The organism is Actinophytocola gossypii, from assembly GCF_025165815.1.
Taxonomy (GTDB): domain Bacteria; phylum Actinomycetota; class Actinomycetes; order Mycobacteriales; family Pseudonocardiaceae; genus Actinophytocola; species Actinophytocola gossypii.
This window is the reverse complement of sequence record NZ_JAFFZE010000010.1, coordinates 1-25,396: the sequence shown is the minus strand read 5'-3', so window position 1 is coordinate 25,396 and position 25,396 is coordinate 1. Positions and strand designations below refer to the sequence as shown.

Annotated in this window: 25 protein-coding genes and 1 pseudogene; 15 read left to right on the top strand and 11 right to left on the bottom strand. The window is 73.3% G+C overall.

Annotation, left to right across the window (positions count from 1 at the left end; genetic code table 11):
- Nucleotide 1: 1 nt before the first annotated feature.
- Nucleotides 2-829: an SGNH/GDSL hydrolase family protein gene (locus tag JT362_RS11345; protein WP_446014129.1), complete on the bottom strand. Its 828-nt coding sequence runs from the start codon at nt 827-829 to the stop codon at nt 2-4.
- Nucleotides 830-926: 97 nt separating this feature from the next.
- Here JT362_RS11345 and JT362_RS11340 point away from each other — a divergent pair.
- Together JT362_RS11340 and JT362_RS11335 are read left to right on the top strand one after the other, a co-directional pair.
- A pseudogene (locus JT362_RS11340) lies at nt 927-1,994 on the top strand (glycerophosphodiester phosphodiesterase family protein); the annotation flags it as partial.
- Entirely contained in the window at nt 1,980-2,996 is a 1,017-nt protein-coding gene (locus tag JT362_RS11335; RefSeq protein WP_260191408.1) for a glycerophosphodiester phosphodiesterase family protein, read from the top strand. The pseudogene JT362_RS11340 and the gene JT362_RS11335, both read left to right, overlap by 15 nt.
- Before the next feature lie 6 nt (nt 2,997-3,002).
- On the opposite strand, the gene JT362_RS11330 is transcribed toward JT362_RS11335, so the two are convergent.
- Together JT362_RS11330 and JT362_RS11325 are read right to left on the bottom strand one after the other, a co-directional pair.
- Nucleotides 3,003-3,659, bottom strand: coding sequence for a response regulator transcription factor (locus JT362_RS11330; protein WP_260191081.1), 657 nt, complete (start codon nt 3,657-3,659; stop codon nt 3,003-3,005).
- Nucleotides 3,647-4,777, bottom strand: a complete 1,131-nt coding sequence (locus tag JT362_RS11325; protein WP_260191080.1) for a sensor histidine kinase — start codon at nt 4,775-4,777, stop codon at nt 3,647-3,649. Before JT362_RS11325 ends, JT362_RS11330 begins: the two co-directional genes overlap by 13 nt.
- A 131-nt stretch (nt 4,778-4,908) precedes the next feature.
- Here JT362_RS11325 and JT362_RS11320 point away from each other — a divergent pair, with 131 nt between their 5' ends.
- From JT362_RS11320 to JT362_RS11310, 3 genes are read left to right on the top strand one after another with little or no spacing between them, the layout of a single operon-like run.
- Nucleotides 4,909-5,499, top strand: a complete 591-nt coding sequence (locus tag JT362_RS11320; RefSeq protein ID WP_260191079.1) for a class I SAM-dependent methyltransferase — start codon at nt 4,909-4,911, stop codon at nt 5,497-5,499.
- Nucleotides 5,496-6,017: a YceI family protein gene (locus tag JT362_RS11315; protein ID WP_260191078.1), complete on the top strand. Its 522-nt coding sequence runs from the start codon at nt 5,496-5,498 to the stop codon at nt 6,015-6,017. The genes JT362_RS11320 and JT362_RS11315 overlap by 4 nt, the downstream gene beginning before the upstream one ends.
- A complete protein-coding gene (locus JT362_RS11310) occupies nt 6,007-6,204 on the top strand; it encodes a fasciclin domain-containing protein (protein WP_311202700.1) in 198 nt (65 codons plus the stop codon). Before JT362_RS11315 ends, JT362_RS11310 begins: the two co-directional genes overlap by 11 nt.
- Before the next feature lie 85 nt (nt 6,205-6,289).
- Here JT362_RS11310 and JT362_RS11305 read toward each other — a convergent pair whose 3' ends face one another.
- Together JT362_RS11305 and JT362_RS11300 are read right to left on the bottom strand one after the other, a co-directional pair.
- On the bottom strand, nt 6,290-7,642 hold the full coding sequence (locus tag JT362_RS11305; protein WP_260191077.1) for a HAMP domain-containing sensor histidine kinase: 1,353 nt from the start codon (nt 7,640-7,642) through the stop codon (nt 6,290-6,292).
- 7 nt (nt 7,643-7,649) lie between these two features.
- Nucleotides 7,650-8,357 (bottom strand): response regulator, encoded by a 708-nt coding sequence (locus tag JT362_RS11300; protein WP_260191076.1) that lies wholly within the window; start codon nt 8,355-8,357, stop codon nt 7,650-7,652.
- Between the two features lie 182 nt (nt 8,358-8,539).
- On the opposite strand from JT362_RS11300, the gene JT362_RS11295 reads away from it, so the two are divergent.
- Nucleotides 8,540-8,965: an ATP-binding protein gene (locus tag JT362_RS11295; protein WP_260191075.1), complete on the top strand. Its 426-nt coding sequence runs from the start codon at nt 8,540-8,542 to the stop codon at nt 8,963-8,965.
- Nucleotides 8,962-9,345, top strand: coding sequence for an ATP-binding protein (locus tag JT362_RS11290; protein ID WP_260191074.1), 384 nt, complete (start codon nt 8,962-8,964; stop codon nt 9,343-9,345). Before JT362_RS11295 ends, JT362_RS11290 begins: the two co-directional genes overlap by 4 nt.
- 3 nt (nt 9,346-9,348) lie before the next feature.
- On the opposite strand, the gene JT362_RS11285 is transcribed toward JT362_RS11290, so the two are convergent.
- From JT362_RS11285 to JT362_RS11270, 4 genes are read right to left on the bottom strand one after another with little or no spacing between them, the layout of a single operon-like run.
- A complete protein-coding gene (locus JT362_RS11285; protein ID WP_260191073.1) occupies nt 9,349-9,939 on the bottom strand; it encodes a hypothetical protein in 591 nt (196 codons plus the stop codon).
- On the bottom strand, nt 9,939-11,513 hold the full coding sequence (locus JT362_RS11280) for a VWA domain-containing protein (RefSeq protein WP_260191072.1): 1,575 nt from the start codon (nt 11,511-11,513) through the stop codon (nt 9,939-9,941). Before JT362_RS11280 ends, JT362_RS11285 begins: the two co-directional genes overlap by 1 nt.
- Nucleotides 11,513-12,667, bottom strand: a complete 1,155-nt coding sequence (locus tag JT362_RS11275; protein WP_260191071.1) for a toxic anion resistance protein — start codon at nt 12,665-12,667, stop codon at nt 11,513-11,515. Before JT362_RS11275 ends, JT362_RS11280 begins: the two co-directional genes overlap by 1 nt.
- The gene (locus JT362_RS11270; protein WP_260191070.1) at nt 12,664-13,728 is read right to left on the bottom strand and encodes a substrate-binding domain-containing protein; all 1,065 of its coding nucleotides are present in this window, start codon (nt 13,726-13,728) and stop codon (nt 12,664-12,666) included. The genes JT362_RS11275 and JT362_RS11270 overlap by 4 nt, the downstream gene beginning before the upstream one ends.
- Nucleotides 13,729-14,006: 278 nt before the next feature.
- On the opposite strand from JT362_RS11270, the gene JT362_RS11265 reads away from it, so the two are divergent.
- The 4 genes from JT362_RS11265 to JT362_RS11250 all read left to right on the top strand — a co-directional run bounded on the left by JT362_RS11265 (nt 14,007) and on the right by JT362_RS11250 (nt 17,186).
- Nucleotides 14,007-14,957: an acyl-CoA desaturase gene (locus tag JT362_RS11265; RefSeq protein WP_260191069.1), complete on the top strand. Its 951-nt coding sequence runs from the start codon at nt 14,007-14,009 to the stop codon at nt 14,955-14,957.
- A gap of 71 nt (nt 14,958-15,028) precedes the next feature.
- Nucleotides 15,029-15,496, top strand: a complete 468-nt coding sequence (locus JT362_RS11260) for a hypothetical protein (protein WP_260191068.1) — start codon at nt 15,029-15,031, stop codon at nt 15,494-15,496.
- Between the two features lie 26 nt (nt 15,497-15,522).
- The gene (locus tag JT362_RS11255; protein WP_260191067.1) at nt 15,523-16,410 is read left to right on the top strand and encodes a transglutaminase-like domain-containing protein; all 888 of its coding nucleotides are present in this window, start codon (nt 15,523-15,525) and stop codon (nt 16,408-16,410) included.
- Nucleotides 16,411-16,457: 47 nt separating this feature from the next.
- Nucleotides 16,458-17,186 carry a class I SAM-dependent DNA methyltransferase gene (locus JT362_RS11250; protein WP_260191066.1) on the top strand — a complete coding sequence of 243 codons (729 nt, stop codon included), beginning with the start codon at nt 16,458-16,460 and terminating at the stop codon, nt 17,184-17,186.
- A 6-nt stretch (nt 17,187-17,192) separates the two neighbouring features.
- On the opposite strand, the gene JT362_RS11245 is transcribed toward JT362_RS11250, so the two are convergent.
- Together JT362_RS11245 and JT362_RS11240 are read right to left on the bottom strand one after the other, a co-directional pair.
- On the bottom strand, nt 17,193-18,434 hold the full coding sequence (locus JT362_RS11245) for an anti-sigma factor family protein (RefSeq protein WP_260191065.1): 1,242 nt from the start codon (nt 18,432-18,434) through the stop codon (nt 17,193-17,195).
- A 7-nt stretch (nt 18,435-18,441) separates the two neighbouring features.
- Nucleotides 18,442-18,999, bottom strand: a complete 558-nt coding sequence (locus tag JT362_RS11240; protein ID WP_260191064.1) for a sigma-70 family RNA polymerase sigma factor — start codon at nt 18,997-18,999, stop codon at nt 18,442-18,444.
- Between the two features lie 477 nt (nt 19,000-19,476).
- On the opposite strand from JT362_RS11240, the gene JT362_RS11235 reads away from it, so the two are divergent.
- The 4 genes from JT362_RS11235 to JT362_RS11220 all read left to right on the top strand — a co-directional run.
- Entirely contained in the window at nt 19,477-21,072 is a 1,596-nt protein-coding gene (locus JT362_RS11235) for a DUF1996 domain-containing protein (RefSeq protein ID WP_260191063.1), read from the top strand.
- 97 nt (nt 21,073-21,169) lie between these two features.
- The gene (locus JT362_RS11230; RefSeq protein ID WP_260191062.1) at nt 21,170-21,745 is read left to right on the top strand and encodes a ferric reductase-like transmembrane domain-containing protein; all 576 of its coding nucleotides are present in this window, start codon (nt 21,170-21,172) and stop codon (nt 21,743-21,745) included.
- Entirely contained in the window at nt 21,745-21,960 is a 216-nt protein-coding gene (locus tag JT362_RS11225) for a ferredoxin (RefSeq protein WP_260191061.1), read from the top strand. The genes JT362_RS11230 and JT362_RS11225 overlap by 1 nt, the downstream gene beginning before the upstream one ends.
- Nucleotides 21,961-21,965: 5 nt before the next feature.
- Nucleotides 21,966-25,396: FAD-dependent oxidoreductase (locus JT362_RS11220; protein ID WP_260191060.1), on the top strand; the 3,431-nt coding region annotated here is incomplete at its 3' end.

Below are 25,396 nucleotides of genomic sequence, written 5' to 3'. Positions count from 1 at the left end.
CCTATCCGCCCGTGGTGACCCGGGCCGGTTCCGGGCGCTTCGGCACGAAGCCGTCGCCCGGCTGACGCCCGATCAGGCGGTTGCGCACCGTGCCGTGGACCGCGGGGAACACGTGGTGACGCAGCCACGTCCACTCCCGGGCGGCCAGCCGCCAGTACGGCTCGCGGACCACCGGCGGCAGCGGCGCCAGCCAGTTCTCCGCCGGCGGGATGTCCAGCGCCCGCAGCAGGTGCGCCGCCACCCGCCGGTGACCCAGCTCGCTCAGGTGCAGCCGGTCGCCGCCGAAGTACCGGCCGTCGCCCGCCGCCACGTCTCCGCGCAGGTCGACCAGCACGGCACCGTGCCGCGCGGCGGTTCCCACGATCATCCGGTTGAGCAGCGCCACCCTCGGGGCCAGCCGTCGCAGGCCGGGCAGGCGGCCGGTGATGTCGGTCAGCGTGAACAGCACCACCGTCGCCGCGGCCTCGGCCAGCGCGCGCACCGCATCGTCCAGTGCCTCCGCCACCGCCCGGGTCTCCCACCGGCCCTGCAGCACGTCGTTGCCGCCACCGAAGAGGGTCACCAGATCGGGGCGCAACGACGTCGCCAGCGGCACCTGCTCGGCCAGGATCTGGTCGAGCCGACGCCCCCGGACCGCCAGATTCGCGTACTCCAGACTCGGCGCGCGCTCCGCCAGCCGCGCGGCGGCGAGGTCGGCGAAGCCCCGGTAGCCGCTGCCGTCCGGGTACGGGTCGTCCAGGCCCTCCGCGCAGCTGTCACCGAGCGCGACGTATCTCCGGTACCGCAAACCGAACCCCTTCCGCCCGTGCGGGATGAACTCCGCACGCATGGCGGATGTCCCCAGGGTAAACGCACCGGCCCGGTACACGCGTTGTTCACCTCGTGCGCCTCCCGGCCGGCACCGGTTCGGCGTCAGAATGCGGCCCATGAGCAGAACACCCGGTCCACGGTTGGCGACCGCCGCGCTGGTCGTCTCGGTCCTGGCGCCGCTGGTCGCCGCAACGCCGGCCGCCGCCCACTCCGCCGCCCACCCCGGCCGGGGGCACCACGCGGAGTTCGACGTCCAGGCGCACCGAGGCGGGCTCGGCCTGCGCTCGGAGAGCACGCTGAGCTCGTTCGGCAACGCCCTGCGCGTCGGGGTGTCCACGCTGGAGCTGGACGTGCAGATCACCGAGGACGGCCAGGCCGTGGTCACCCACGATCGGGTGGTCGCGGGCACCAAGTGCGTCGACACCGCGCCGGCCACCCCGGGCGATCCCGAGTTCCCCTACGTCGGCGACTACGTCAAGGACCTCACCCTCGCCCAGGTCCGCACCCTCGACTGCGGCAGCAAGCGGCTCGCCGACCGGCCGGAGCAGGAGATCACGCCCGGCTCCAGGATGCCGCTGCTGAGCGAGGTCTTCGCGCTCGTCGAGCGGTACCGAGCGGACGACGTCGAGCTCAACATCGAGACCAAGGTCGAGGCTGGCGCCCCGCACGAGACCGCGCCGCGTGAGCAGTTCGTCCAGGTCGTCGCCCGTGAGGTGCGGGCGGCCGGGTTCCTGCGCCGGGTCACCATCCAGAGCTTCGACTGGGGCGCGCTGATGCGGATGCGCGAGGTCGAGCCCCGGCTCCCACTGGTCGCCCTGACCAACTACGACTTCCTGCGGACCGGCCAACCGGGTGCGTCGCCGTGGCTCGGCGGCATCGACATCGACGACTTCGGCGGCGACCCGATCCGCGCGATCAGGTCCTTCGGCGCCACCACGTTCTCGCCCGTGCACGGCTTCCCGCAGGGCGGCTCGGTGACCGACCCGGACTACCGGCCCTACGTCACCCGGGACATGGTCCGGCACGCGCACCGCAACGGGATCGAGGTCGTGCCCTGGACCGTGAACGACCTGCCGACCATGCGCAAGCTCGTGGCCGACGGCGTGGACGGCATCATCACCGACTACCCGGACCGGCTGCGCCGCGTCGCCGCCGAGAACCGGTTCCGGCTGCCGGGGAAGTACGCCTCGCCGTTCGACATCCAGGCGCACCGAGGCGGCCGGGCGGTGCGGCCGGAGAACACCCTCGCCGCGTTCCGCAACGCGCTCGCCATGCCCGGAGTGTCCACTCTGGAGCTCGACACCGGCGTGACCCGGGACGGGCACCTGGTCGTCACGCACGACCGCGCGGTCAACGGGTCGCACTGTGTCGACACCGCGCCCGCGTGGCCGGGCGACCGGGACTTCCCCTACGTCGGCGACCTGATCCACGACCTGACGCTGCGGCAGGTCCGCACGCTCGACTGCGGGGTGAAGACGCTGCCGGAGTTCCCCGACCAGGTGGCGGTGCCCGGCGCGCGGATCCCGACCCTGCGCGAGGTGTTCGACCTGGTGCGGCGCGGCGACCGCGACGACGTCCGGCTGAACATCGAGACGAAGATCAGCCCGCTGGTCGACGACACCGCCGATTACCGCGTGTTCACCGCGAAGCTGGTGTCGGCGATCCGCTCGGCGCGGCTGACCGACCGCGCGACGATCCAGTCCTTCGACTGGCGCACGATCGACCTCGCGCGCCGGCTGGACCGCCGGATCGAGACCGTCGCCCTGGTGTGGCAGTACGGCCCGGAAGAGTGCCGGTCGCTGGCCGACGAGTGCTCCCTGCGGGCGGTGTACGGGGACCCGAGCGTCACGAGCCCGTGGACCGGCGGCCTTGACTGGTGGCGCCACCGCGACCTCGGCCGGCTGACCCGCCGGATCGGCGCCGACACGGTGTCGGCGAACTGGCAGGTGCACGACCCGGACCAGGGCCGGGTGGCCGACCCGGACTGGTACCTGCGCCAGGACCCGGCGTACTACCACGGTCCCTCGGTGGCGGAGCTCCAGCGCCGGTACGGCCTCGAGGTCGTCCCGTACACGGTGAACGACGAGGCCACCATGGAGCGGGTCATCGCCCTCGGCGTCGACGGCCTGATCACCGACGACCCGGAGCTGCTGATCACCGTCGCCGAACGGGCCGGACTGCGCTAGACGCGGTCAGCAGAGGCCCGCGTCGTGCGTGAGCAGGGCGATCTGGGTGCGGTTGCCCAGTTCGAGCTTGGTGAGGATGCGGGTGATGTGAGCCTTCACCGTGGCGACGCTCAGGTGCAGGGTCGCGGCGATCTCGGCGTTGGTGTGGCCGTGACCGACGGCGACGGCGACCTCGTGTTCGCGCTCGCTCAGCCGGGCCAGCGCGGCACGGGCCCGTTCGTGCGCGCCGGCCTCGGTGGCGGCGCGGTCCATCAGGCGCCGGGTGATCCGCGGGGACAGGATCGGCTCACCGGCCGCCACCCGGCGCACGGCTTCGGCGATCTGTGTCGGCGGGGAGTCCTTGAGGAGGAAGCCGCTGGCGCCGGCGCGGAGGGCGCGGAGCACGTTCTCGTCGGTGTCGAACGTGGTCAGCACGATCACCTCGGGCGGCTCGGCGCGGGCCCGCACCCGGCGGGTGGCGACCAGGCCGTTGACCTTCGGCATCCGCAGGTCCATCAGCACCACGTCGGTCGGATGCGCGTCCAGCGCGGCCGGCACGGCCTCGCCGTCGGCCGCCTCGCCGACGACCACCACGCCCTCGGCGCCGTCGAGCATCATGGTCAGGCCGGCGCGGACGAGGGCGTCGTCGTCGACGACCAGGACGCGGATGGTCATGCCGGCCACGGTAGCCAGGCCGACAACCGGAACTCGCGCGCGGTCGCCCGGTGGTCGAGCCGCCCGCCGGCCAGCCGCACCCGCTCGGTGAGGCCGACCAGGCCGCTGCCCGCGCCCGGGACCACGGCCGGAGCGGGTGCCGGCGGCAGCGGGTTGCACACCTCGATCAGCAGCCGCCCGCCCGGCGTCCCGTCCAGGGTGACGGTCACCGCCTGGCCGGGGGCGTGCTTGCGGGCGTTGGTCAGCGCCTCCTGCAGCACGCGGTAGGCGGTGCGCCCGGTCGGTCCAGGCAGCTCCGCCTCGGGACGGGTGTCGCGGACGTCGACCGGGGTGCCGATCGCGCGGGACTCCTCGACCAGCTCCGGCAGGTCGTCCAGGGCGGGCAGCGGGCTGTCGGCCGCACTGGTGTCCTCGTTGAGCAGCGTGATCACGTCGCGGAGCTCGTCGAGGGCCTGGTGGACGCCGCCGCGCACGACGCCCGCGGCCGTGGCCAGCTTCTCCGGCGGGAGGTCCGGCCGGTACTCGATGGCGCCGGCGTACGTCGCGACCAGCGAGAGCCGGTGGGCGAGCACGTCGTGCATCTCCCTGGCGATCGCGGCCCGCTCGGCTGCCCTGGCCTCGGCCACCCGCCGACCCTGCTCGGCCTCGGCGCGTTCGGCGCGTTCGCGCAGGGAGTCGATCAGCGCCGCGCGGGTCTGGCTGAGCGCGCCGATCGCGACGAGCGCGGCGTGCGCGACGACCACGAGGACGAGCCACCAGCCGTAGGACAGGCCAGCCATCGGCAGCCACAGCCCGCGCACGGCGTGTGCGGCGGTGCCCGCGGCCGCGACCCCGATCGCCACCGGCAGCCGGCACACCCGCGAGACGGTCAGGGTGCCGATCGTGGCGACCGGCGTGGCGGTGGGCGCGACCGCGGCGAGCGCGGCGAGCGCCAGCGCGGTCCGTACCGGCCGCCGGAACAGCCACGGCAGCACGCCGATCCCGACCGCGCCGAGTACCAGCTCCATGACCAGGACCCAGCCGACCGTCCCGGCGGCGTACTCGCCGTACGCGGTGGCCCCGACCAGCACGGCCACCACGCCGAGGAGCAGTGACATCCTGGTTCCGCAGGTCAGCGAGCCGTACACGGTGCATGAGCGTACGGGGACGGCCGGAAACCGCACACCGACCAAAGTCGAACCCGGCCGCGACCGTCGTCGCGGCGACCGCCGACTCGGGACCGACGCGGCGGCGTGTCGATCGTGCCGATACTGGGGCCATGACGATGACCGACGATCCGCTCGACCCGGCGGCGGTGCTGGGGTCGCTGCGCGGCACCGTGCTCGAGATCGGGCCGGGTGCGGGGCGGAACCTGCCGCACTACGCCCCGGGCGTGCACTGGGTGGGGGTGGAGCCGAACGCGCGCCGGCGGTCCCGGCTGCGGGCCCGGGCCGACCGGCTCGGGCGGCCGGTGCTGGTCCTGCCGGGCGTCGCCGAGCGGTTGGCATTGGGCGACGGGCGGGTCGACGCGGTCGTCGGGACGTTCGTGCTCTGCTCGGTGGGGGACCTCGCCCGCGCGGTGGACGAGGTGCGCCGGGTGCTGCGGCCGGGCGGGCGGTACGTGTTCGCCGAGCACGTCGTCGCGGCGGAGGGGTCCCGGTCGCTGCGCGCGCAGCGGGCGTTCGGAGCGGTGACCAGGCTGTTCGGCGCCCGGTGCCGGCCCGACCGGGACAGCCTGGCCGCCATCACGCGCGCCGCGTTCGAGGTCACCGAACTGCGTCGTTGGGGGCGCCCCGGTCCGCTCGGGGTCGTCCAGCACATCGCCGGGGTCGCGCGACGCCCGGCCACCACGGAAGGAACCCTGCCATGACCACCGCGGTCCAGCTCCCCGTCGCCGGTGCGTACCGGGTCGACGCCGGCGCGTCCAGGATCTCGTTCACCACCAGGCACATGTTCGGACTGGACACCGTGCGCGGCACGTTCGCGCCGCACGAGGGGCACATCGACGTGGCGGACCCGGTCGACGGGTCGGCGGTGCGGGCGACGGTCGCGGCCGGCAGCGTCGACACCGGGAACGCCACCCGGGACCGGATGGTGCGCTCCGGCACCTACCTCGACGCGGAGCGGCACCCGTACTTCACGTTCGTCTCGACCGAGGCCGAGCAGGTCGACGGGCGCTGGGTGCTGCACGGAACGTTGACGGTGCGTGACGTCAGCCGCCCGATCGACCTTCACCTGGAAGAGGTGCGAAGCGACGAATCGCGTCTGCGGGTGGTCGCGACCGCGGTTGTCGACCGCTACGAGTTCGGTATCACCGCGATGCGGGGAATGACCGGACGACGGCTGTCGCTGCGGCTGGAGGTCGTCGCCGAGAAGAATCTCGGCTAGGGACCAATCCCGGCTCGCCCCCGACGCGGTCGTCGGCGAGCAGACCACCGTCCAGGGCGGCATCGTCGACGTCACCGGTGTGGGCGACAACCTCAAGGTCAACGACGCCAATGTCGTCTGCGGCGGCGTGCGGACCGCCAACGCCACCGTCTACCTGATCGACTCGGTGCTGATGCCGGAAACGTGATCCCCGGAAAACCGGAACCGCCGAAGCCGCGACCCCTGGCTTCGGCGGTTTCCCCATTTCATCTTCGACGGAAGAAAAACAAGCCTCAGTCCGTGACTTCGGGCAGCTCCACCACGAACCGCGCCCCGCCGCCCGGTCTCGCCTCGACCCACGCGTGCCCGTGGTGCCGCCGAACGTGCTGGGTGACCAGTGCCAGCCCGAGCCCGGCGCCGCTGTCCGTCGCCTCCCGGCGCGCCGGTGACCCCCGGGCGAAGCGCTCGAAGATGTGCTCCCGCGCCTCCTCCGGCACCCCCGGCCCGGCGTCGTCGACTTCGATCCTGGCCCGGTCCTCGCGGGTCAGCACGCCGAGGCGAACCAGGCCCCCGCCGTGCCGGCCGGCGTTGTCCAGCAGGTTCGCCACCACCCGCTCCAGGCGCCTGCGGTCGGCCAGCACCCACGGCCGCGCCTCGATGTCCAGCACCGACTCCGGCAGCGTCGGGCCGGTCGCCTGCACCAACCCGGCCAGGTCCACCAGCTCGAACGTCGAGTAGTCCTGGTCCTGGTCGCCCCGGGAGATCTCCAGCAGGTCGTCCACCATCCGCCGGAACCGCCGCAGGTCGGTGTTCAGCAGCTCCACCGCCTGCCGGGTACCGGCCGGCAGCTCCGCGCTCCGCCGGTGCAGCACCGACATCGCGTTCAGCATCGTGGTCAGCGGCGAGCGCAGCTCGTGGCTCACGTCCCCGGCGAACCGGGTGTCCCGCGCCACCCGCTGCTGCAGCCGCTCCGCGGTGTCGTTGAACGCCGCGGCGAGCGGGATCAGGTCCGGGTCGCCGGTCGCCGGCAGCCGCACCGACAGGTCGCCGCGGGCCGCCTCCGCCGCCGCGTCGGTGACCTGGCGCAGCGGACGCAGCGAGTGGGTCGCGGCCCACCGGCCGAGCACCGCCCCGGCGAGCCCGCTGACCAGCGTGCCGCCGATCAGCAGCCAGCTCAGGAACCGGAACGTGCGGTCCATCTCCCGCATCGGCGACACCTCGACGTAGGTCGCCGCCTTCGCGGGCAGCGGCAGCCCCACCGCCTGCACCGGGATCCCGTTCAGCACCGTCCGCTGGTGCGCCGGTCTGCCGTTGCGCACCATGTCGAGGAACGCGGTCGGCAGACGGGTCGGGTCCACCGAGTTGCCGCCGACGATCAGGTCGCCCTGGTCGACCAGCAGCACCGCCGACTCGACCTCGGCGACCAGTCCGGTCAGCAGCTCGTCCAGGCCCGCCGAGCCGCGCTCCAGCACCTGCGTGACCAGCCGCGCGTTGCCCTTCGCCTGCCGGATCGCGCTGCGTTCGCGCTGGTCGAGCATGTAGCCGGTGGACAGGTGCCAGGTCGCCAGCGCCAGCACGCCGGCCACCACCAGCGACACCAGGCTGAACCAGGCCATCACCCTGGTCCGCAGCGGGAGTCTGCTCACCGCTCGCTCACTGCGCCGGCGGTGCGCCGGACTCGGCGCGGTAACCGACACCGCGCACCGTCACGATGTGCGTCGGCTGGCCGGGATCGGGCTCGACCTTGCGGCGCAGCCTCCGGATGTGCACGTCGAGCAGCCGGGTGTCGCCGAAGTAGCCGTAGTCCCACACCCGCTCGAGCAGCTGCTCCCTGGTCACGACCGCGCCGCGCGCGGTGACCAGCGTGCACAGCAGCCGGAACTCGGTCTTGGTGAGCGGGATCTCGGTGCTGCCGCGCAGCACCCGGCCCTCGGTGACCCGCACGGTCAGGTCGCCGAGCTGCAGCGACGAGGGCAGGTCGTTCTCACCCGCCCTGGCCCGGCGCAGCAGCGCCCGGATCCGCGCGCCCAGCTCGCCGGCGTCCACCGGCTTGGTCACGTAGTCGTCGGCACCCGCCTCCAGGCCGGCGATGACCTCGTGCGGCGCCGTCCGCGCGGTGACCATGATGATCGGCAGGTCGCCCTGCTCGCGGATTCGGGCGCACACCTCCAGGCCGTCGATGCCGGGCAGCATGAGGTCGAGCAGCACGACGTCGGGCAACGGCTCGTCGGCGAGCCGGGTCAGTGCCTGCTCCCCGGTCGCCGCCTCCACCACGTCGTAGCCCTCGTCGCCCAGCGCGAGCCGCAGTGCCTCGCGGATGCGCGCGTCGTCCTCGACGAGGAGCAGGGTGGCTGTCGTCATCTCCGTCTCGAGCCCATGATCGGCGGCGATACTACGCGGATCGGGCGTGGTCATGCGGAGTTCCTAGCCCGTGCCGCACCCGTCCGGCCGCCAGTCAACCGGATCGTCAGGTAGTTGTCAGGTCTACCACCCGGAAAACCCTTCAGGATTGACCCAACCGACCTTGGGGGACGGCAGGGCTGATGACGATCCTGATCATGCCGACGGAGCACGAGCCGTCGCTGGACGTGGTGCGCGGGTGGATCCGCGGCGCGCTGCGTGACCTGCCGCTCGCGGTGCGGCTGCACACCGAGGTGGTGGCCGACGAGCTGGTGTCCAACGCCCGCCGGCACGGGCTGCCGCCGTACGTGCTGCGCCTGGACGTGCGCGACGACCGCCGCGCGCTGCTGGTCTCGGTCGACGACTGCGCCCCGCCGCGCGGCGACTGGGCGGCCGGCGGCGGGTTGGTCCTGGTCGGCGGGCTGTCGGAGCGGTGGGGCGTCGAATCGAGGCGCCAGGCGAAGACGGTGTGGGCGGAGCTGACCTTCGACCTCCCGGTGCTGGACCTCGATCCGCCGGAGCAGCCCGTGCCGCGCCCGAGGCGTCGCGGACGCCGGGCCCGGCCGTGACCGCCCGGGTGCTCGCCGAGAGACACCTGCCCGCCGCCGACGACCTGTTCCTGGCGGGGATGCGCCGCTGGGTGGCGTCCTCGATGCACGGCTGCACGCGCGGCGCGATCCAGGAGGCGTGCATCGTGCTCGCCGAGCTGCTGGGCAACGCCTACCGGCACGCGGACGCGCCCTACGGCGTGCGGCTGGAGCTGCCGGCCGAGGGGAAGGTGGTGGTACTGCGCGTCGACGACAGCACCGCCGCGCCGGCCGAGCCGTGGCCGGTGGGGAAGGGCCTGCTCATCGTGCGTGGCCTGTGCCCCCAGTGGGGTGTGGAGACCCGCCCGCCGGGCAAGGCTGTCTGGGCCCACCTCCCCGTGCTGGTGACACCGGTGCCATGAAGGTCACCTTCCTGGCTCGTCCGGCTCCGTGCGGGAGCGGATGTAGCGGGTGTGGTCGGTCTGCTGCCGCACGTCGCCGGCATGGTGGCGGGCGGCGATCCGGTTCGCGTCCCGTTCCAGCAGCTCCAGCTGGTCCAGCAGCTCGGCGGCGGGGTCGTGGTCGCGGCCGTCGATCCTTGCGGTCAGGTTCCTCGGCAGGTTCAGGTACGTGCGCACCGACAGCGGCAGGTCCGTGCCGGCGAGCCGGATCACCGCGTGCAGGGTCTCCGGGTCCTCGCCGAGCGGGCGGGCCATGAGCGGTGTCAGCGTGCCGGCGATCCGCTCCAGCCGCTCCACCGCCCCGGCCGGCAGGTCCGCGCGCCGCGCCACCGCCGACTCGACCAGCGCGGCCAGGTCCGCGCGCAGGCGAGGGAGCTCCGCCGCCGGGGACCGCCGCACCCGCTCCGGCGGCGCCAGCAGCGCGCCCGCCGCGTACAGCACGGCCACCAGCGCCAGGCCGTACGACCCGGTCACGCCCGTCACGTACAGCACGATCCCCACCAGCCCGCACGCCGAGCCGACCAGGTTCTTCGTGGATCCCAGGTAGCGCCCCATCACTGGTAGCCGCGGATGTCCCGGAACACCTCGGCCAGCGACGAGCTGCGCGCGTCGAACACCTCGCCGCCGGTCAGCTCAGCCACCCTCGTCATGTCGGCCGCGTGCGACTCCCCGTACAGCACCGTGAACACCGGGACCGCGCGCGACGGCGACGCCCGCAGCTCCCGCTCGAACGCCGTCAGCGGCGAGCCGTTCCGGTTCTCCCCGTCGGTCATCAGCACGATCGAGGTGAACCGCGCCGGATCGGGGTCGCCGAGCAGCTCGTAGGCCCGCACCAGGCTGTCGTAGATCGCCGTGCCGCCGCGCGCGGTCAGCGCCTCGGCGTACGCGGAGATCCTGGCCAGCTCCGCCGCCGGGTCGCCGGGCGGCAGGGTGAACGTCCTCGGCCGGCCCGGCACGGTCCCGAACGGCAGCAGCGTCACCTCCTCGCGGCTGCGGAACCCCCGGTACCGCCCGACCAGCGAGCCGTCCGCCCCGGTCAGCGCCACCAGTGCGGACTTCAGCCCGGCGATCCGCTCACCCTGCATCGACCCCGACGTGTCCAGCACGTACAGGGTCCGCGACGGCCGCCGGAGCTCGTTGAAGTACGCCCGCAGCAGCGCGTCCATCGCGTCCTGCGTGGCCGGGAACGGCAGCTCCACCAGGTCCCGCACCGCGAACTCGTCGGACAGCGCCACGCCGGGCACCGCGGGCCTGCGGTACGTGTCGGCCATGATCCGCCGCTGGGTCTCCGGCGACCGCAGGTGGTCGGCGAGCCGCTGGTGCGCCGCCCGGGCGTCCGCCGACGCCGAGGTCAGCACGGTCAGCGGGTAGTCCGCGGTCACCACGCCGTCCGCCGGGTACACCACGGTCAGCGGAGTCGGCAGCGTCCGCAGCACCGACTCGTAGTTGATCAGCCCGTCGACCTTCGGCCCCGGCGCCGTGCCGGCCAGCCGCCGCTGGTACTCCTCCGACAGCCAGCCCGACGACCCAGCCGACAGCTTCTGCGCGCTGAAGAACCGGGTCATCGCCGGCGCCACCGCGTCGATCTGGTCCGGTGTCACCGCGTCGCCGGTGCCGGCGAGCGCCGACGCGACACCGACCAGCGCGGAGAAGCCGGAGTTGGACGCCGACGGGTCGGTCATGCCGTAGGTGAACCGGCCCTGCCCCGCCGCCTCCGCGATGTCCGCCCAGGTCGGCCGCGTGCGGTCCCAGCCGAGCTCACGCACCTTCGCCTCCGGCAGCCCGAGCACCACCGGCGAGCGCATGATCTTCACCTCGTCGCCGAGCCGCCGGTCCGCCTCGGGCAGCGACCTCGGGTACCGGTTCGAGGAGAACCACACCGCGTCGAACGCCCCGTCCGCCTCGCCGCTCGCCAGCGTCTCGGTGCCCTCCAGGGTGCCGGTGAAGGTGAACTCCACCCGCACCCCGGTCACCCGCGCGGCCTCGTCGAGCACCGGCTCCAGGTCGGCCAGCTCGCTTCCGGCCAGCACCCGCAGCACCGCGGACTCGGCGGCCGGCTCCGGTGCGCTGTCACAGCCCGCCAGCACGGCCGCCACGGCCAGCACCGAGGCAAGCGCCTTCCGCCCCATCACGCCCCCTCAGCGGCGTGCGAGCGCCGCAGGTACTCCTCCGCGCGACGGATCTCGGTGGACAGCGCGTCGACGGTCGACGCCATGCTGTGCACCGCGGCCGCGCGGTACTCGTCGATCGAGTCGATCGCGGCGTAGATCCGCTCGAACGACTCGCGAATGGTCGCCACCCCCACGGCCGGGTCGGCGGCGGCCCGGCGCATTTCCTCGGTGCGCAGCGACAGCAGCTCCGCGTTCGACCGGATCAGGCCCTCGGTCGTCGAGCGCACCGCCTCGACCTCGTCGGCCACGTCGCGCTGGTGGGCGAGCGCGCCGGACACCACCAGCGCGATCCGCAGCGCCGACACCGTGGTCGACACCGCCCGCTCCACCCCGCGCACCAGCTCGTCGTTGTTGCGCCGCAACAGGTCCAGCGCCAGGTAACCCTGCGCGCACACCGCCAGCTGGGTGAGGATGTCCTGGTTGCGCTGCCGGATCGGGTGCAGCACGTCCGACCGCAGGGCCAGGGCGCGCCCCGGGTCGGCGAGGTCGAGCACGCCGGCCTGCCGGTCCACCGCCTCGTCCACCGCCGCCGCCAGCGCCGCCGCGCGGGACAGGTCGGACATGGTCCGCCACAGCCGTTCCCGCTCGCCGCCGATGGCCGCGTTGTCCCGCTTCAGCGTGTCCTGCCGGGTGCGCAGGTGCACCACCAGCGCGTTCACCGGTTCGCGCGCGGCCCGGTAGCGGGCCAGCAGCTTGCGGGCCTCGTTGGCCGCCGGGAACCAGCGCCGGAGCTTGCGGCCGGTCACCGGCAGCCGCGCCGGGTCGAGCTCGTGGACCGTGCGGCGCAGCTCGGCCAGGCTCAGCGCGATCTCCTGCTGCGCCGTGGCGGGGCCGCCGCGCTCGCCGGCCAGCGCGTTCGCCGACCGGTCCAGCAACGCCTCCGCGATCGACGCCGCCACCCGCATGTCCGACTCGCCGACGGTCAGCAGCTCGGTCAGCGCCGCGTGGAACTCCGGCGCGCGCGGGTCCAGCGCGCCGAGCCGCTCCCCGAACGCCGCCGCCCGCTCGGCGACCTCCGCCCGCACCTCGTCGTCCAGGGCGACGAGCCCGGCCGCGCTGGACACCGGCACCGGCTCCACCGGCTCCGGCGGCGTCAGCACCACGTCATTCACGAATACCGCGCCTCGATCCCGTCCAGCAGCCGCTCCAACGTCTCGAACGACGGCGGCTCGACCACGTCCACCAGGTCCGGCGCGGTGAGGTCGTGCTCGGCCATGACGTCGGCGAACACCCCGGGGTCGCTGGTGCGGAAGCCGAACTCCGCCGCGAGCCTGCCCAGCCGGTCGTCGGTGGTCAGCAGCCTGCCCACCTCGTCGCCGGGGTCGGTCAGCGGCACCAGCGTGTGCTCGGAGTACACCGTCGGCGCCAGGTACACCAGTCGCATGTCCGGCTGGATCGTGCCGTCGCCGCGCACCTGCCGGCCGAGGAACTGCGACTCGTACACCAGCGCCATCGGCACCCGGCCCATGCCGGCCACCAGGTAGTCCTCGAACGGCCCCGCGCTCGACGACTGCGCGTACCCCTGCCGCAGGAACAACCCGGTCAGCTCCGGCAGCAGCCTCGCCTCAGCGTCCTGGCTGGCGACCACCGCGTTCCCGTTGGCGACGTAGGACGCGATCGCCACGTACATCGCGGCCGAGTTGGAGTCCCTCGGGTCGGTCGTGGTGATCAGCACGCTCTTGCGCGCCCGGAACTCGGTGTTGCCGGGCAACTCGTCCCACCGGGTGCCCGCCCTGGCCAGCTCCAGGTACCGGCCAACGTCCAGCAGGCCGTCGCGGATCACGCCCGCCCGTTCCAGCACCTCGACCACCGGCGCGAACGTCGCCACCGCCATCGGCGACTGGAACGGGGTGTAGGCCGTGGTGACGTTCCGGTCCCGCTGGATCCGCTGCGCGGCCGGCTGGCTGGACGGGAACACGAAGTCGTACCCGGCGAGGTCCACCGTGGTCGCGATCTGCCGCGAGCCGGCGGTGTCGACCTCGACGGTCACCCCGTGCGCGGCGAACGCCTCCCGGACCCGCTCGTCACGGAAGAACGCCAGCTTCTCCGAGCCGATGACCCCCCGGACCACAACATCCCGCGTGGGGGTCTCGTCGTCCCGGTCGAACACGATCACCCCGATGACCGCGACGAGCAGGACCACCCCCAGCGCGATCGACAATCGACGCTTCACACGCCTCCTTAGCTTCTCGTGGCCCCATCCTGCGGAGCGCACGACTCGTTTGACGTGCGATCCGGGCGCGCGGGGGTGAACGACCGGTGAACACTCGCCGTCATCGCGCGCCGAAATTCATGCCACGGAGCACGAGCACTGTGCAAGAGTTCGGCCGACCTCCGTTGGCAACGCAACTCACCTGTTCGAGGCACGACCCGTCGGCCTGTTTCAAACAGCACTCGCCCATTTGCCCGCCAAAGGTGGCATCGAGCCCGCCGACCTGCTTTGCTACCCGCATGGCGCTGACCTCCGAGGCTCCGCGGCGCGAGGTGCGCCCCATCCACGGCCCACCCCGCGGACTGTGGCCGCATGTCGGGACCTACCTGTTCATCCTCGGGCCGTTCGTCGCCCTGATCGCGGCCGTGCCGCTGGCCTGGGGCTGGGGCCTCGGCTGGGTGGACATCGCGCTGGCCGCGGTGTTCTACACGGTCACCTGCCTCGGCGTGACCGTCGGCTTCCACCGGTACTTCACCCACCGGTCGTTCAAGGCGCGCCGCCCGCTGCGGGTCGCGCTCGCGATCGTCGGCAGCATGGCGTTGCAGGGGCCGATCACCCACTGGGTCGCCGACCACCGCCGCCACCACGCGTTCTCCGACCGCGACGGCGACCCGCACTCGCCGTGGGCGTTCGGCACCTCGCCGGTCGCGCTGGTCAAGGGCTTCTGGCACGCGCACATGGGCTGGGTGTTCGACCGCAACCTTACCAACGCCGAGCGGTTCGCCCCCGACCTGCTCGCCGACAAGGACATCGCCAGGGTGCACCGCCAGTTCGGGCTGTGGACCGCGGTGACGCTGCTCGCGCCCGCCGTGCTCGGCGGACTGATCACCTGGTCCTGGTGGGGCGCGGTGACCGCGTTCTTCTGGGCCGGGCTGGTGCGCGTGTCGTTCCTGCACCACGTCACCTGGTCGGTGAACTCGGTGTGCCACATGATCGGCAGCCGGCCGTTCGCGGCGCGGGACAAGTCGGCGAACTTCTGGCCGCTGGCCATCCTGTCCATGGGCGAGTCGTGGCACAACCTGCACCACGCCGACCCGACCTGCGCCCGGCACGGCGTGCGGCGCGGGCAGATCGACATCTCCGCGCGGATGATCTGGCTGCTGGAGAAGTTCGGCTGGGCGACCGACGTGCGGTGGCCGACCGAGCGGCGGCTGACCACGCTCGAGGGCCGGGGGCGCGCCACCGCCTGATCGCCCGGCCCGCACGCTTGGTACGTTGGCGGCTCGCGTGAGTCACCGAGCGCCTACCGGGAGTCCCCAGCATGCCGCGACTGGGCTACGAGACGCCGTGCCGGCCGGTTCCCAGGCCGACCGAGCGTGACCGGTTCCTGGTCGTCGTCAAGCTCGCCACGTTCGCGTTCGCCGTCGCCGTGCTCGGCGCGTTCGCCCTGCTCTCCGGCACCACCCGCGAGGCCGGCAGCCCCTCGGCCGCGGTCACGCCGACCACCACCCCGTCCCGGCCCGCCGTCATCGCGCCCCCGGTCGCGAGCACGATGACCTCCGAGATCGTGCCGACCCCGCCGCCGGCCCCCGCGACGACCACCACCACGACGACCCGGACCACGCCGCCGCCAGCACCGCCGCCGCCCGCGTCCACCCCGCCTCGGGACCCGAGGTTCGCGGTGGTGGGGGAGCCGTGCCCGCGCGCCGGGACGTACTCGCTCACCGCCCGCTACCGGCCCGTGGTGTGCCGGGACGGCGCGTGGCGGCTGATCCCGTTGGGGCGCTGAGGGAAGCTGCCTGTAGAACAGAAGGCATGCAGACGCTTCCCAGATATACCAAGCAGATCGGGTTCACGTCGGCGGGCGGGCACGCGGCTTTGTTCGAGGGCCTGCCGAACGACGTGGCCGAACTGTGCTCGGTGACGCAGGGACTGCTGATCCACGAGCACCTCGCCGGCTCCTACGGCGTGACGCTCGACGAGGACGACCGGCGCAGCGCGCACCTGCGGCGGGTGGCGGAGCTGCTGGACTGGATCGTCGACCGTGACCCCCGTCCGCTCGACGTCGCGCGGGAGCCCGCCGCGCGCACCGCGGGCAACTGCCGGCAGTTCACCGTGCTGCTGGTGTCGATGCTGCGCGCGCAGGACGTCCCGGCGCGGGCCCGCTGCGGGTTCGGCACCTACTTCGGATCATCGCTCGGCGAGGACCACTGGGTCGCCGAGGTCTGGCTCGACGGACGCTGGCGGCTGGTCGACGCGCAGGTCGACGAGCACCAGCGCGCGCTGTTCGGCGTCGACCTCGACCTGACCGACGTGCCGAGGGACCGGTTCCTGGTCGCCGGCGACGCGTGGGCGGCCTGCCGGTCCGGCGAGGCGGACCCGGCGACGTTCGGGCTCAGCGTCACCGGGGAGACCGGCGCCTGGTGGATCGCCGGCAACCTGATGCGCGACGTCGCCGCGCTGAACAACGCCGAGATGCTGCCGTGGGACGTCTGGGGCGCGATGCCCGGCCCGGACGACGTGATCGACGAGGACCGGGTGGCGTTGTTCGACGAGCTGGCGGCGCTGACCGCCGAGCCGGACGGCCACCTCGACGAGCTGCGCGCGCGGTTCGAGTCCGACGACCGGCTGCGGGTGGGGCCGGTGGTGCACAACGTGCTGCGGTCCCGGAACGAGGAGGTCAGCCTCGGCCTTACGCGCTAGGACGAATCCGTTGCCGGGCGGCGGCGGCTCCCGCCAGGGTGTGCCCCATGACGGAATTCGACCCACGGCTGTACGGCGCCCGCTGGGCGGGCGTCTACGACGATTGGCACGCCGGGATGATGGACGACGAGGGCGCGGTCGCCGTGCTGGCCGAGTTGGCCGGTGGGGAACCGGTGCTGGAGTTCGGCGTCGGCACCGGCCGGCTGGCGGTGCCGCTCGCCGGGCGCGGGCTCGCTGTGTCCGGTGTGGACATCAGCGAGGAGATGCTGGCCAAGCTGCGCGAGAAGCCAGGCGCGGAGGGCGTCAGCACGGTCGTCGGCGACATGACCACGGTGCGGGTGGACGGCGAGTTCGCGCTGGCGTTCATCGCGTTCAACTCGATCTTCGTGCTGCCAAGCCAGCGCGCGCAGGTCGACCTGTTCCGCAACGCCGCCGCGCACCTGCGTCCCGGCGGGCGGTTCGTGCTGGAGACCGCCGTCGTCGGCAACAAGCCGCCCAACGAGGCGTTGCGCGTGGCCAAGGTCGAGCCCGACCAGATCACGCTCAGCGGCGGCACCTTCGACCCGGTCACGGCGACCCACAACGGCACGTGGATCGTGCTCGGCACGAACGGCACGCGGTTCTACCCGATCTCCGGCCGGATCGTCACCCACCACGAGATGGACCTGATGGCCCAGCTCGCCGGGCTGGAGTTGGAGCACCGGTGGGGGGACTGGAAACGCGGCCCCTTCACCGGTGACTCCCAACTCCACGTGTCGGTCTACCGGAAGCCGTGAGCCGGCTCAGGTCGGCACCACCAGCAGGGGCTCGATCCCGTTGCCGTGCACCTCGAAGCGGGTGATGTCGCCCTGGGCGAACGGGACGACGCCGGACACCTCGATCGCCTCGCCGCGGCCGGCGCGCCCTTCCGGGACGTCGAAGGCGGTGACCTCCTCGCGCTCCCCGAACCGGGACACGGCGACGAGCCTGCCCCGCTGCGGGCCGTCGATCGCGTAGAGCGACAGGTCGACCTGGGTGCCACCGGAGATCGGCTCGATGGTGATGATCGCCGTCACGCCGGTCTCCGGGTCGGTGCCGCTCACCACGTGGGCGCCGGCGACCGCGCCGGACGGGGGCGTGGCCGGCGCGCTGGTGCCAGGGTCGGCGACCTGGGTCGCGGGATCCTCGCCCGAGGACAGGCTGACCACGACACCGACGGTGAGCGCCACCAGCACGGCGGCCGCGGCGCTCAACCACACGGGTTTCCGGTTTCTCGGCCCACCGGCCCGGCCCGCGGGGCGGGTGTCCCGGGGCTTCGCCTTCGACGGCGTGACCGGCGGTTTCGCGGGTGCGGCCGGGCGCATCGCGGGGGTGGAGTGCTGCGCGCTACCGGGTTCGGGCGCGGCCGGGCGCATCGCCGGGGTGGAGTGCTGTGCGCTGCCCGGCGCGGGTGGTGCCGGCCGCCGGTCGGACCGGGGCGGGAGCGGGTTGCCGTTCACCCGGGGCCGCTCGTTGGGCGGCGACGGGAGCGGGCGGGCGACGTCGTTCCGGTGTGGGGCGCCCTCTGTGGGTGGGCGAGCCACGTCGTTCCGGTGTGGGGCGCCCTCTGTGGGTGGGCGAGCCACGTCGTTCCGGTGTGGGGCGCCTTCCGTGCGTGGGCGGGCCACGCCGTTCCTGGGCGCGGCGTCCTCGGGTCGCGGGCGGGCGGTGCCGTTTCGCGGCGGGGCGCCGTCGCGGTGCGGGCGGGGGATCCGGTGTGGCTGGGTCGCCCCGTTCGGCCGTTGTTGGGGCGGCACGGCCGGCGTCGGCGCCCCGTCGGTCTGGCGCAGCTTCGAGAAGTCGATCAGCGCGGACAGGGGTGGTGGAGTCACCTCCGGCGCCGCCGGCTTGAGGGTGTCCAGGACCGACGGCATGTCCGCGAGCTCGATGAACTCGCGGCGGCACCGTTCGCACTGTGCGAAGTGCTCCTCGTAGGCCGCCTCGTCCGGTGGGTCGAAAATGCCGAGGACGTAGGCGCCCACGTCCACGTGTCGTGGTGCGGTCATCGTCGGTTCACTCCCCGTCCCGAAGCTGTTGCCGCAGCGCGCGGAGTGCGTAGTACACCCGCGACTTCACCGTTCCCGGCGGTACGCCCAGCACCGCCGCCGCCTCGTTGACCGTCCGGTCACGCAGGTACGTCTCGGCCAGCGCCTCCCGGTGCTCGGGGCTCAACCCCTGCAACGCGTCCGCGACGACCATGGCCGACAGGGACTTCTCCGATCCGTCGGGGATCGGCATCGCCTCCAGCGGCGCGGGGTCCACCTCCTTCGGTCGAGCGCTGTGGCTGCGCCGGCCGTCGATGACGATACGGCGGGCCACGGTGTACAGCCAGGCGCGAAGCATGCCTGGCTCCCGATCCAGTCGATCGGCATTGCGCCAGGCACGGACCAGGGTCTCCTGCACGACGTCTTCGGCCCACTGCCGGTCATTGCCGGTTAGGTGCAGCACATGGCCGAACAGCGCGCCACCGAACTCGCGGTAGAGCATCCTGACCAACGCCTCGCTTCTGTCGCCCGAGGCGTCTTCCGCGCCGGCGAGTTCGAGTCTTGAACGCCGGCTCACGGCGCACATCGTGGACCTATCCGCCACTCCTTGTCGAGTGACCTACGTCACATCCGTTGTGTCGTCGTGATTGAACCGTGACTCCGGGGTTTCCGTATCTGCTGGTGACCGCACCTGCTGGTGACGATGGAAACTCCTTGCGAAGAAAGGAAAATCTCGATGAGCACCCGACACGGCCGCTCGGTCGCGCCCACCCCGTACGCCAGTTCTGGCGGGCGCGCCGGCCGCGACTCGCTCTGATTCCACAATGGACGGAGGGTTCCCGGTCGTGTCAGTGCGGTGACGTCGCCGGCGTCGCCCATCCCGATGGCTGCTGCGGTCCACGGGATGGGCGCGCCGGTCGCGTCCGGCGGCTCGGGCGACACCCACCAGGGCGCCTCGACTCCGGCCGCGACCCCACGGGGTCCGGCTGCGGGAACGGCGTCGACCTCGCACCTGGTGCTGAGGCGCTGAGCTCCCCGAACGAACACAACGAATCTGCGAGGCATGAGCATGGGAAGACACCAGATACCGCGACATCTGCGCCGACGGCTGGTCGCCGCGGGTACGGCCGCGGTCTGCATCCTCGGCACGGCTGTCGGCATCGGCATCTACGGTGCCGCGCAGGCCGACAACGTCGCCGACGCCCGACCGGTGCAGTGTCTGCCGGAGGTCCCACCCCCTGCGTCGAGCGAGGTCGTGCCGCCGCCCGACGAGTCCGCGCCACCCGAGGAGCCGCCCGCCGAGGAGCCCCCGGCCGAGGAACCTCCCGCCGAGGAGCCTCCCGCCGAGGAGCCTCCCGCCGAGGAGCCTCCCGCCGAGGAGCCGCCGGCGGAGGAGCCACCCGTCGAGGAGCCCCCGGCCGACGAGAATCCCGAGGAGCCGCCTGCCGACGAGCCTCCCGCGGACGAGCCGCCGGCCGAGCAGGGCGAGGAGGCGCAGTCCTTCGGCCTGACCTCGCCGCAGGGTGCCCGTCCGAGGGGTGAGCCGACGCAGGAACCGCCGACCGAGCAGCCTCCGGGCGAACAGGCCCCTGAGGAGCCCCCGGCCGAGGAACCCCCCGCCGAGGAACCCCCCGCGGAGGAGCCGCCGGCCGAGGAGCCGCCCGCCGAGGAGCCGCCTGCGGACGACGACTCGAACGAGGAGGGTCCGCCGCCGGCCGAGACCGTGCCGCCGGTGCCGCCGGACGCCCCCGAGGACGAATTCGGCAACGAGGACTGCACCGACGAGCTCGGCCCGTTCGCGCAGGACTTCGTCAGCATCTTCGAGGTCGAGCCGAACAACCTCGCCGACAGCCCGGCGCCGGGCGCCAACGCCTCCACCGGCACCTTCGTGTCCGACTGCGGCACCAACGAGAACGAGAAGTTCAACTCGGACAACCTGATCGCCGCCCCGGGCAAGGTGAACGCGGCCGAGCACACGCACGGCCACGTCGGCAACCTGGACACCAACGCGGGCTCGACCGACGAGAGCCTGCTCGCCGCCGGGACCACCTGCGAGAACCAGGCGGACAAGTCGTCCTACTACTGGCCGGTGCTCCGGGTGCGCAACGCGGACGGCAACGGCGCCGAGGACGACACCAACGCGCACAACACCGGCGAGATCCTGCGGCCGGCGAGCGTGCTGCTGGAGTTCCGCGGCAACGCGCAGTCCGACGTCGTGGCGATGCCGCCGCTGCTCAAGGTGCTCACCGGCAACTCGAAGGCGGAGACCAACGACAACGCCAACACCAACGCGAAGTGGACGTGCTCCGGTTTCGAGGACCGGATCACCGACAAGTACCCGCTGTGCCCGAGGGGCAGCCAGGTGGTTCGGATCGCGGACTTCCCCAGCTGCTCGGACGGCAACACCGACAGTGCCAACCACCGCGACCACATCGTCTTCCCGGACGAGACCGGCGCGTGCCCGGAGGGCACCCAGGCGGTGCCGCAGCTGCGGATCACGTTGAGCTATGACGTGCCGCGCGGGCGGGTGTTCGCACTGGACGCCTTCCCGGCGGAGTTGCACAGTCCGCGTACCGACCACAACGACTTCATCAACGTCATGTCGGAAGACCTGATGAACGAGGTCGTGAGCTGCATCAACAGCGGCCGGAACTGCTGATCCTCCCGCGTCCGCGGTTTCCGGCGGGCGGGCAGGTCGGGGCTCCGCCGACCTGCCCGCCGTACCTCGTCTCGCACCTGCCAAGGGAGTCCTGACCGTGCACAGCTACCTGGCCGACGCCGGGCACGACAGCGGCGTGCTCGAGGTGTCGACGCTGTCGGCCCGGCTCGCGTACGCGCTGATGTGCCTCACGCTCGTGTGGGGCGTGCTCACCAGCACGGGCTGGGTCAGCCGGCTCACCGGGCGCGAGGCGTTGCGCGGCGCCCACCAGACGCTGGCGACGCTGACCCTGGCGTTCGCCTTCGTGCACGGGGTCACCCTGCTGATGCTGGACAGCGGCGCGTGGGGGTTCGCCGAGGTGGTGGTCCCGTTCACCGAGTCCCTGCGCTACACCTTCGGCACCCTCGCCTTCGAGGGGATGCTGGCCGCGTCGATCGCGGTGGCGCTCAAGCGCTGGATGTCCTACTGGCGGTGGATGTGGATCCACCGGCTCGCCTACCCGGCGTTCGTGCTCGGCGTGGTGCACGCGTTCTTCGGCGCGCTGGCCGCCGGCAGCCTGGCGACCGTGTGGCTCGGCGGCATCACCCTGCTGGTGCCGGCGGTGACCGTGATGCTCCTGCGGTTCGTGCCGGCGCGCACGCTGTCCGCGGCCGGACTCGTCGAGGACGCCTGATGGGTCGCAAGAGCAGGCGCAACGCGCTGAGCGTGGACAACGACCGCTGCCGCCGGTATGGGATCTGCGTGGCCGAGGCGCCCACGCTGTTCCGGATGACCACCGACGGCGGCCTGAAGTACCTGAGATCGGTGCCGGACAAGGAAGTCGAGCAGGCGAAGGCGGCGGTGCGCAGCTGCCCGATGCTCGCGATCATGCTGGACGAGAGGCGTTAACGTAGATGGGCCGGGAGCGAATCGTCGTCGTCGGCGGTGGGGCCGCTGGGCTCCGCGCCGCGGAACGGTTGCGGGAGCTGAACTTCGGTGGCGAGCTGGTCGTCATCGGCGAGGAGCCGTACCGCACCTACCACCGCCCCGGCCTGACCAAACACCTGCTGACCGGCATCGCCCGCCCCCGGGAACTGGTGCTGCCGGTGCTCACCGACCTGGACGCGATCTGGCGGTACGGGGTGCGCGCCTCGCACCTCGAGCCGGACGAGCACGTCCTGCACCTGCCCGGCGGCGAGGAGATCCCCTACGACGGGCTGGTCGTGGCCACCGGCGCGCAGGCCAGGCACCTGCCGGGCGCGCCTCGGCACGACCCCCGCGTGCACGTGGTCCGCACGGTCTCCGACGCGGTCGCGGTGCAGAAGAGCCTGCGCCGCGGCAAGGGCGGACTCGCGGTCGTCGGCAGCGGGTTCCTCGCCTGCGAGCTGGCGTCCGCGGCCCGCGCGCTCGGCCGCGACGCGACGATCGTGACGAAGGACCGCGGCCTGCTGACCAGGGTGCCCGGCGCCGACCTCGGCGAGACGGTCACCGCGCTGCAGGAGGCGCACGGCGTGCAGATCGTGACCGAGGCCGAGGTGCACCACTGGGTGCGCCAGCAGGACGGCGTGGCGATGCACCTGACGACCGGGCAGGTCGTGGTGGCGAGCTGCGTGGTGCTCGCGGTCGGCGCGGTGCCGGCGGTGAGCTGGCTGCGCGGCTCCGGCCTGATCCTCGACGACGGCGTGATGTGCGACGCGACGTGCCACGCGATCGGCGCCGAGGACATCGTGGTCGCCGGGGACGTCGCGCGCTGGCCCAACCTGCGGTTCGACACCCAGCCCAGGCGGGTCGAGCACTGGCTGAACGCCGTCGAGATGGGCCGGGCGGCCGCGGAGAACCTGCTGGCCGGGGCGTCGAGCGCGAAGCCGTACACGCCGCTGCCGAGGTTCTGGACCGACCAGCACGGGCTGCGGATCCAGGGGGCCGGGCTGCCGGCGCTGGCGCAGGACACCGTGGAGCTGGCCGGTTCGGTGGACGTCGGGCAGCGGGTGACCGGGTACGTCAGCAACGGCGAACTGGTCGGCGTGGTCGGCTTCGACAGCCCACGCGGCATGCTGCACTGGACCGCGGAGCTGGAGAGCCGCACCACCGAGGCGATGGAGCGCCGCCCAGCCCCGGCGCGCCGCGAACCGGCGCGGCCGGCGCCGGCGGAGGTGTCCTGGCCGTCCCTGGCCGCGATCGAGGCCCTGACCGCGACCCCGTCGTCGGAGACGGTGGTGGCGGCCCCCGCGACCCAGGCCATCCCCGTACACGCGATGAGCGCGATGGAAGCGGCGGCCGCGATGGACGCGGCGGTGGCCAGAGCGATGGACTCCGGCGCCTCGTCCGGCGACTCCTGGCACCGGCGCCCATCGGAACCGTCGCGCCCGTCCGGGGCCGCGCGGGGTTCCGGCGGCCAGGTGCCGGGGTTCGGTCCGTTGGACCCGCCGCCGCTGGGCCCGGAGGACTCGTGGCCGTCGATGCCGGCGGCGGGGGCGGGGGCGTCGTGGCCCGAACTGCCGTCGGTGCAGGCGATGGATTCGTGGCTGTCGATGCCCGCCGTGGACTCGGCCCCTCGGCTTCCCGCCGTGCGTCCCGAGCCCGAACGATCCTTTCGGGACACCGAACGTCCGGCGGGCCGGCGAGCGAGAGCGGACGACGCACCGCCGTCCCCGTCCCTGGCCGGTGCGCTGGACGCCGTGGCCGGCCGGCGAGCCCGCCCGGAGCCGACCGAGTCGATCCCCGTGGTGCGGGAGACGAACCTGACCCGCTCGGAGCGCAGAGCCCAGGCGGCCGAGGTGACGTCCGCGATCCCGCCGGTGCCGTCGGACTCGCCCCGGCCTCCGGTCTGGACGGACGCGCCCGCACCGGACCGCCGCCCCGTCCCGGCGGACTACTCGAGCCGAACCGGCGCGCCGAGGGAGTCGTCGAACGCCCCGGCGATGGCGTCGGTGCCCGTCCGCCGCCCGGAGCCGCCCGAAGCGGCACGAACCGGCGAGCTGCCGGCGGTGGACGCGGGTGCCCCGGCCCGCCCGATGTTCTCCGCCCCGATGGGGGCGACGGCGTCGTCCCCCGGGTCGCCGCCGGTCCGGCCGACGTTCCCGCCGCCCACGAGGGCGCGCTTCTCCGCTCCCGAGAGCCGCCCGACGTCACCTCGAACGCACACGTCCGCTGGGATGTCGCCAGCGAGGGCGGCGACATCCCAGCGGCGCATGGCGCCCGTCCCGCCGCCGACGGCGTCGTCCCCGGGAATGCGACGGGCCGACCCGATGGCGTCGTCACCTCGGATGTTGCCGCCCACCGGCCCGTTCGCCTCGTCCCCCGGATTCCCGCCGGACAACGGAACACCACCGGCGAACGGCAGCGCTTTCGCGAACCACGCTCCACGGGGACTCCCGCGACACAACGGAAGATTCCCCACGGACCGGTCGCCGAACGACACCTCGCCCGGAATGCCCCGGCACAACGGACCCCCTGCCGGCGCGCGACCGGCCAACGGGACGTCACCGGGAATGCCCGCAGTCGACCGAATCCCACCCGGCATGCCTCGAGCCAACGGCACTTCACCAGGAATGCCACCGGCCAGCGGAACGTCGCCCGGGATGCCACGCGCCAACGGAACCTCGCCAGGAATGCCACCGCCCCACCGAACTCAGCCCGGGATGCCGCCGGGTGAGGGTTCGTCGTCTGGGAGGTGGTCTGCCGACCGGGTGTCGCCTGGGGTGCCGTCGGCCAACGGCTCTTCGCCAGGGATGTCGCCGGCTTATCGAAGTCAGCCCGGGATGCCGCCGGGGGAGGGTTCGTCGTCTGGGAGGTGGTCTGCCGACCGGGTGTCGCCTGGGGTGCCGTCGGCCAACGGCTCTTCGCCAGGGATGTCGCCTGCTTATCGAAGTCAGCCCGGGATGCCGCCGGGGGAGGGTTCGTCGTCTGGGAGGTGGTCTGCCGACCGGGTGCCGCCCGGGACGCCGTCGGCCAACGACTTCTCGTCTGGGATGCCGCCGGTTCACCGGGTGCCGCCTGGGGTGCCGTCGGCCAACAGGTCCTCGCCAGGAATGCCGCCGGCGACCGCCTCCTCGCCCGGTATGCCGCCCGTCAACCGAGGCGCGTCCACCGCGTCCCGTATGCGTCCGCCACAGAACCCCACCGCGTCGTCCCCCGGCATGCCGGCCATCGCGCGTGACGTCGGCCGGTCGCACGGATCCGTGCCCGACACACCCCCGCGGGACCGGCTCTTCGCCTCCATCCCGCCCACCGACGACCGCGCGGCCGGTCCGACCCCAGCCGGCCGCGCGGCACCTTCCGCCCCGCCCGAACCGACCTTCTCGCCCCCCGACAGCCGCGCGGCCCCGCCCCCCCCCCCCCCCCC